The 7,580-nt window shown below is 66.3% G+C and carries 6 protein-coding genes and 1 pseudogene; 3 read left to right on the forward strand and 4 right to left on the reverse strand.

All coding sequences use genetic code 11. From position 1 onward, the window contains the following. A partial coding sequence (locus tag G3N97_RS34200) for a PRC-barrel domain-containing protein (protein WP_241031007.1) occupies positions 1-605 on the forward strand: 605 nt, incomplete at its 5' end. After that, positions 602-1,861 carry an MFS transporter gene (locus tag G3N97_RS34205; protein ID WP_205997295.1) on the forward strand — a complete coding sequence of 420 codons (1,260 nt, stop codon included), beginning with the start codon at positions 602-604 and terminating at the stop codon, positions 1,859-1,861. The genes G3N97_RS34200 and G3N97_RS34205, both read left to right, overlap by 4 nt. Before the next feature lie 410 nt (positions 1,862-2,271). Here the strand turns inward: G3N97_RS34205 and G3N97_RS34210 are convergent, their stop codons facing one another. Next, on the reverse strand, positions 2,272-2,655 hold the full coding sequence (locus G3N97_RS34210) for a DUF3331 domain-containing protein (RefSeq protein ID WP_074986362.1): 384 nt from the start codon (positions 2,653-2,655) through the stop codon (positions 2,272-2,274). Between the two features lie 946 nt (positions 2,656-3,601). Beyond that, complete coding sequence (locus G3N97_RS34215) at positions 3,602-4,507, reverse strand: LysR family transcriptional regulator ArgP (RefSeq protein WP_205997296.1); 906 nt, start codon at positions 4,505-4,507, stop codon at positions 3,602-3,604. 157 nt (positions 4,508-4,664) lie between these two features. Between G3N97_RS34215 and G3N97_RS34220 the strand changes: the two genes are divergently transcribed. Beyond that, positions 4,665-5,282, forward strand: coding sequence for a LysE/ArgO family amino acid transporter (locus G3N97_RS34220; RefSeq protein WP_205997297.1), 618 nt, complete (start codon positions 4,665-4,667; stop codon positions 5,280-5,282). 21 nt (positions 5,283-5,303) lie between these two features. Here the strand turns inward: G3N97_RS34220 and G3N97_RS34225 are convergent, their stop codons facing one another. Both G3N97_RS34225 and G3N97_RS34230 read right to left on the reverse strand, forming a co-directional pair. Beyond that, entirely contained in the window at positions 5,304-6,233 is a 930-nt protein-coding gene (locus G3N97_RS34225) for a hypothetical protein (RefSeq protein ID WP_241031008.1), read from the reverse strand. A 13-nt stretch (positions 6,234-6,246) separates the two neighbouring features. Beyond that, positions 6,247-7,580: pseudogene (locus tag G3N97_RS34230) on the reverse strand (bacteriophage N4 adsorption protein A); the annotation flags it as partial.

Raw genomic sequence — 7,580 nt, forward strand, 5'->3', positions numbered from 1 at the left:
CACAAGGGCGCACGCTCTTTCCCACCACGACGCTCTGCCGATCTGCCGTCGACATGGTCGCGTGCCCCGGCGGCAAGCCGCAGGAGGTCGTCGTGAATCTGCGGGGTTGCATGGGGATCGGCGACCGCAAGGCGAGCTTCCCGTGGAGCGCCGTGCGCGTGAATCCGCAGCCGAAGACGCCCGCCATCACGCTCGCGCTCACGCCCGCGCAGCTGCAGCTGACCGACCGGCCCAAGTCGGGCGGCGCGCAGCCCGGCGTCGGCGAGGCCGGCCCGACGCGTCTGCCGCTCATCGACGCGACCGTCGAACGCGCCAACGGCGCCAAGGTGGGCCGCGTGGTCGACGTGCTGCTCGACGGCGGCGCGGACCCGCTCGCGGTCGTGCTCGATGTGAGCGGAACGCTGGAGAAACGTCATACGATCGCCGCCGACTGGTCGGCGCTGCACTTCGTCACGAAGAACAACGCGCTCGAAGCCCAGATCGAGATGAGCGATCAGCAGGTCGACGCTTCGCCGCCGTATGCGAACGACCAGCCGGTGCGCGCCGTCAGCCCGAATCCGGCCACCGGCGCCGCCCCGGCAGCTTCCGCGCGCGGTGCCCAATGATCGGTAAGACCACGCAATTCACACCCAGTCTGCGCAGCGTGCGTGCGCTCGACTGGCTCAATTTCTTCGTCGCGAACGTGCAGACGGGCTTCGGGCCGTTCATCGCTTCGTATCTGGCTTCGCACAAGTGGACGCAGGGCGAAATCGGCCTCGCGCTGTCGGTCGGCACGATCAGTGCGATGGTGAGCCAGGTGCCGGGCGGCGCAGCCGTCGACGCCTTGAAGAACAAGAAGGCCGCCGCTGCCTGGGCGATCATCGCGATCATCGCCTCGGCCGTGCTGCTGGCGTCGAGCCCGACCGTGATCCCGGTGATGGCCGCCGAAGTGTTCCACGGCTTCGCGAGCTGCATGCTGGTGCCGGCGATGGCCGCGCTCGCGCTCGCGCTGGTCGGCCGTCAGAATCTCGGCGACCGGCTGGGGCGCAACGCGCGCTGGGCGTCCATCGGCAGCGCCGTGGCCGCCGGGCTGATGGGGCTGTGCGGCGAGTACATCTCGCCGCGCGCCGTGTTCTGGCTGACGGCCGCGCTTGCGCTGCCGGCGCTCGTCGCACTCGCGATGATCGAATACGACAAGCACGCGCACGCACCCAAGCCGCTCAAGGCGAACAAGGCCGATGCCGCGCCCGCCGGCGAAGAGCGCGAGACCATTCTCGATCTGCTGCGTGACAAACGCATGCTCACGTTCGCGGCCTGCGTCGTGCTGTTCCACCTCTCGAACGCGGCGATGCTGAACCTCGCGGCGGGCGAAGTGACGGCCGGCATGGGCGACAACGTGCAGCTCGTGATTGCGGCGTGCATCATCGTGCCGCAGGCGATTGTCGCGATGATGTCGCCGTGGGTCGGGCGCACCTCGCAGCTCTGGGGCCGCCGGCCGGTGCTGATCCTCGGTTTCAGCGCCCTGCCCGTGCGCGCGCTGCTGTTCGCGGCCGTGGGCAACCCGTACTTCCTCGTGCCGGTGCAGATGCTCGACGGCCTGTCGGCCGCCGTGTTCGGCGTGATGCTGCCGCTGATCGCCGCCGACGTGGCGGGCGGCAAGGGCCGTTACAACCTCTGTATCGGCTTGTTCGGGCTCTCGGCGGGGATCGGCGCGACGCTCTCGACGGCGCTCGCGGGCTTTATCGCCGATCACTTCGGCAATACCGTCAGCTTCCTTGGCCTCGCGGCCGCGGGCGCGCTGGCCGTGCTGCTGGTGTGGCTCGTGATGCCCGAAACGCGCGAAACGATCGACGAGGAGCCCGTGCGCGACGCGCCCGCGTAACGCGCGGCCGCAATCGTCAGACGTAAGGCGCGGCGCTGGTCGGACGCGCGCTTCGCGTGAAGCCTGAAGCGTGAAGACAAACAAGCCCCCGTCGCAGTCATGCGGCGGGGGCTTGTTACATGAGCGACGCTTTTACGGCGATATCGATGCGTTAACGTCCGCAATCAGCGCGACTCGACACGACGCGCATAAAAGGTATGAGCGAAAGGGATAAACGAGACAAGACAGGCCGGACGAACCGGCCTGTCTCTTGAGGAAAACCATGTAGCACGCATGATGCGGGTGCGACTCATCGGCGGCCATGATTGCCGATTAGCCGCTCATTAACCACTCATCAGCCGCTAATCAGTCTTCAATCGGCCGCCGCCCTCGCCGCCGCGTCTTGCTCCGGGCCGCAGCCCGGCCACCGCTCACGCGGCGAGCGCCTCGTCGAGACGCGCGGCCACGACGCCGTTCGGGAACGCATCGAGCTTGCTCGCGAGGATCATCGCGTCGGCATTGGCCGGACGATGACGGCGATTCGGGCTCGGACGGAACACCGCGTCGCCGCGGCGGATCTTCTCGCCGGTCAACGCGCACACCGCACTGCGCCGCGCGGTGCAGACGCGCCACAACTGGTCGGAGTAACGCCCATAGGTTGCGTCGCTCCAGCATACGGTGATGCTGTCCGGATCATGACGCCGGATCAAGGTGATGCCCTGCGCATCCCACGACCGCACCGTGGCGCGACGCCGATTGGCCGCTTCCGATGCGCTGCGTGTGATGGGTACCGGTTTGCAGTTTCTGAAGCCCATTGGCTCGACGTCCGGACTTACGGGTTCCGAAGCGGCCGTCAGAAGATCAATGGTTTGTTGCCATGCGCTGCCGGTATCTAATTTCGTCATAATGCACCTCGTGCACGTGGAAACGATTCAAATATGCCGGTCGAATAAGCACTCTGCCACGTCCGGATTATAGCGTGCGATTTCCGCTCTCCACAGAAAAAACTGAATTTTCACACGATAATTCTCAATTATGAAATTCGAGACGTCGAATTTTCAAGTCAGACTATCTGCTGGCAATGGTGGTTTCTTTACATTCGGAACTTTTTTCGTAGATTTGTTGATTTTTAACATTGTCAACAGGAAAAAGTAACCGCTCTATCTGAGCAATGCGGAAAGGTTGCACCAATTAGCAAGACTATTAAGACATTCAAAGCATTCACCGCACACCTGCCGCAACGCCTTATCCAGCGGCCCTGAGCGGGCAGCAGACGGGATCCGGGCGAGTCGCCGTCACATGCGCGCATACGCATGAGATCGTTGTTCGATCAATGAAACGCATGGGCGTCTTAAGCCTTATGCGCAGTGGGATTACGCAAGCGGAACGCGTCCGCGAGGTGCCGTGAATTGTCGCACGCACGCTCCCGAACCTTACAGATCTGAATTGCGAGACACGCCTCTATTTCAGGACGTATTAATCGAATATCAATTTGTCTTTAGCCGTTTTGTCATGCGGAATTGCAAGGCCATTGCAGCGGGATTGCAACGGGATTGCGCCGCGATTCCAAGGCGATTGCACCAATTGCGCGCCGCGCGCGTCATCCAATAGACACAACGATTCCCCGCACGGATAACAACAATTCAAATGGCGGCTAATAGCGGATGAAAGGCGGATAGTGTGAATGACATCCGCCGCCGCGCTCGCGCATCGCGGGCGGCGCGGATTCGGGTGAGCGAAAACGCGCGAGCGGAAACGGACTTAAGCGCGCCCCTGATCGAGCCAGGTCGCAGACTGGCGACGCAGCATCGTGCCGAAATCGTCGAGCCAGCCGATCGAGAGACGCCAGCTCTGCCAGTAGAGTTCGACGTCGAGCGCGCGCCCCGGTGTGAGCTCAACGAGTTCGCCGCGTTCGAGGTGCGGCGCGATCATGCGTTCGGGACACATGCCCCAGCCGAGCCCGCTCACGCAGCAGCGCAGAAAGCCCGCAACGTGCGGAATCCAGTGCAGCGGCGCGTCCACCTGCGCGCGCGTGATGCGGCGCACGAAGCGCTTTTGCAGTTGATCCTTGGGATTGAACTCGACGCAGGGCGCGCGGCGCAGCGACTCGCGCCCCACGCCGTCGGCGAAATAGCGCGCGAAGAATTCGGGCGAGCACACCGCGAGATAGCGCATGCGCCCGAGACGCGTCGAGCGGCAGCCCTGCACCGGCTCGGCCTGGGTGGTGACGGCGCCCTGCACGCTGCCGTCGCGCATGCGCTGCGCCGTGTGGTCCTGATCGTCGATCACGAGATCGAGCAGAATGCCGCGCTCCACGCAGAAGGCCGCGACGGCGTCGATGAACCACGTGCCCACGCTGTCGTCGTTGACGGCCACGCGCAAGGTGGGCCGCGCCGTGTCGATCGCGCCCGCGACCGTGGGCATGCCGCCGCCCAGTTCCGCTTCGAGCAACTGCACGCGCTCGGTGTGGCGGCACAGCAGCGCGCCCGCAGCCGTCGCCACGCAGGGCTGACCGCGCTTCACCAGCACCGCGCCCACGCGCTCTTCCAGCAGCTTCACGCGCTGCGAGACCGCCGAAGGCGTGACGTTCAGCGCGCCGGCCGCGCGGTCGAACGAACCATGCCGCACCACGGCGGCGAGCGCATCGAGCAGCGCGTAGTCGAGCATTAGCGTTCCTTAATCGGGATTAACAAAAACAGCTTTGCTTAAGACGATTCCGGCCGCAGACTAACGCCACTCTCAGCTTCTGTCCACGCCGCGACGCCCGGAACGCGCGATTCATCGCTCCGCGCCCGCCGTCCCGGCCGCCTCGTTTCCGACCATCATGAACTGGCTCGCTTTTTCTCACGGCGCGGCGCTGTGCGCTTCGCTCATCGTCACCATTGGCGCGCAGAACGCTTTCGTGCTGCGCCAGGGCATCCTGCGCTCGCACGTCGGCAAGATCGTGATTCTGTGCGCGCTGTCCGATTTCATTCTGATCGGCGCGGGCGTGGGCGGTGCGTCCGCGCTCGTCGAGCGCTATCCGACCTTCGTGCATCTCGTGCTCTATGCGGGGCTCGCGTGGCTCGTCTGGTTCGGCATCGGCGCGCTGCGGCGCGCGGTCAAGCCCACGCATGCCGTGCTCGACGCCGCGACGCAGGCCAACGCGCCCGAGCAGCGCGCGCTGCCCATCATGCTGATGACGCTCGCGTTCACGTGGCTCAATCCGCATGTCTATCTCGACACGTTTTTGCTGATTGGCACGGCGGGCGCGCGCGAGCCGCAAGGCGCGCGGCTCGCCTTCGCGATCGGCGCGATGTGCGTGAGCGCGGTGTGGTTCGTCGGACTCGGTTATGGCGCGCGGGCGATGGCGCCGTTATTCCGCCGCGCGAGCGCGTGGCGCGTGCTCGACGGCGCGATCGGTTCGATGGTGTTGCTGATCGCGTTCGCTCAATTGCGTTGAGCGCGGCTCAAGGCGCGACTTCTAGCGCGCCTTCCCCTCGCCATGCCGTATCGCGAGCAATCCGTCGACGAGTTCCGGCGACAGATAATGCGGGCCGTCGAACACATACACGCGATAGCCGCGATACGCCTCCAGTTGCGGCGCCAGCTCGGCCGCCGTGGCCGCGCGGAATCCCCCACCCTGCTTCGGCCTGAACGCCTCCGCGATGATGCGCACGCGCTTCTTGCCCAGATGCGCCGCGAGCGCATCGGCGTATTCGCGCGCCGCCGCCGGACCGCGCGCATACACGCCGCAACCGTCCTGCAACAGCACGCCGACATCGCGCGGCAACCAGCCGTCGAGCCATTTCGCGAACGCCTCGCCGCCGATATTGCTGGTGTCGTACACACTGATCCAGAGCGGCTTCGGCAAGCGTTCGAGCAGCGGACCCATGCGCGCGGCGTCGGCCCAGGTAGGATCGGCTTCCACCGGAAAGTACCAGCCGGTGATATGCACGGGCGGGCGCACCTTCGCGAGCCGCAGCGATCGCTCGACCAGTTCCTCCATGTTCGCGCGCGCTTTCTTCTCGTCCGCGAAACCCGCGAGGCCGACGATCACGCCGCGCGCCCACGGTTCATTCGAGATGCGCACCCAGTCGGGCACGCGCGGCGCGGGCAACCCCGCGCCCGCCATATAGGCCACGTCGTCGACGGCGATCCACTGCACCAGCAGTTCGTTGACGCCGAGTTTGTCCCAGTTGCCGTGCAGATCGAGATGATCGTTGTCGGGCTGCCAGACGACGCCTTGCGCGAGCGCGTCGGCATGCGCGGGCACCTGCAGCGTGCAGCCCGCCGCCGCGAGCGCGCACAGCGCCGCCACGGCCGCGCGCGTGCAGCGCTGCGTGAGACACGCCACGTGCGTGCGCGCAAGCGCACCTGAATACGCGCCGGGCTGTGCGATGCACCTCGCCATATCGGCCTCTCCCTCAGTAAGACAGCACGGCGCCGAAGAACACGCCGCCTGCGCGGTCGTCGCCCGTGAGCCGCCAGCGATATTGCACGGACACGTCGACGTACGAGCGCGGCGAATCGTAGAAGGTGTCGCGGAACCAGTAGCGCGTGGACACGCCCACGCCCATGCCCACCGGCACGCTGTGATTGATGCTCGAATCGTAGTCCATGCCGATCACGCCATATGGGAACACGGTCAGTTTCGGGCTGATGCCGTCGAGCCGCCACGTGCGCCCCGCTTCGAGATAGCCGGTCGCGTAGTTCCAGCCGTTGCTCACGTAGTGGCCCACTTCGGCGTAGTCCTGCACGGTCCACCAGGACGGCACGTCGAGGCGTCGCTCGGTGCCGAAGCCGCCCGAATACGCGAGCCGCACGAGCCAGTCCGAGGGCGCGTGCGAGCCGATCGGGATCAGGCGTTCGAAGGCGATCACGGCGTTGATCGATTCGAACGGCTTCGCGCGCATGCCGATTGCGCCGAGCGCCGTCGAGACGCCGCTCGGCGCGCCGCCCTTCGCGCCGAAGTCCTGGTAAGCGCGCGCATAGACTTCGAAGTTGCGGTCGCCGAGCGAGCCGAACGGACGCCAGTAGCCTTCGAGACCCATCTGCCAGTTGTTGTACGCGCCCGGCACCGAGCCGGTCGTCACGCCAGGCTGCAAACCCGCGCCGCGATAGTTGATCGAGGCGATGAAACCCCAGTCGCGCGTGACGTCGGCGTGCGTGTTGCGCAGGTCCTGCAATTGCAGCAGCGTGGCGGGCGCGACGCCGTCGGGCGGCGCCGTGCCGTAGTCGATCGCGCGTTCCAGATAACGCGCGGACGCCGCGTCGAACCATGCGCGATACGCGCTGTAGCCCGCGTCGCCCGCGGCTTGCGGCGGCAGTTGGCCCGCTTCGTCGGCTTGCACGAAATACTCGAACGCGCGCCGGTCCGCGCCCGCGCGCTGCGCGAGATACGCGGCGGACAAAGGCGGCATGGCGTCGAGCAGACCGGCGTCGAGTGCAGCACGCGCTTCGCGGCGTGCGCCGTCCGGATCGCCCGCCGCGACCAGTGCATCGATCAGTTCGACGCGATGTTGCGGATTGCGCGGCGCGGCGTCGACCGCCGCGCGCGCGTATTGCACCGCCGCCTCCTTGTCGCCGCGCTGCGCCGCCAGAATCGACGCGCGTCGCGCAGCGAAGCCCGCATCGGCGGCATAGACATCGCACGCCGCGCCGCTCGCATCGACCGCGCAATCGAGCACCGGACGCGCCTCGCTCGCCACCTGCTGCGCGCTTTCGGGCGTCGAGCGCGCCAACGCTTCGCGCGCCGTAT

Origin of the sequence: Paraburkholderia sp. Ac-20347 (assembly GCF_017104805.1) — a bacterium.
GTDB lineage: Bacteria > Pseudomonadota > Gammaproteobacteria > Burkholderiales > Burkholderiaceae > Paraburkholderia > Paraburkholderia tropica.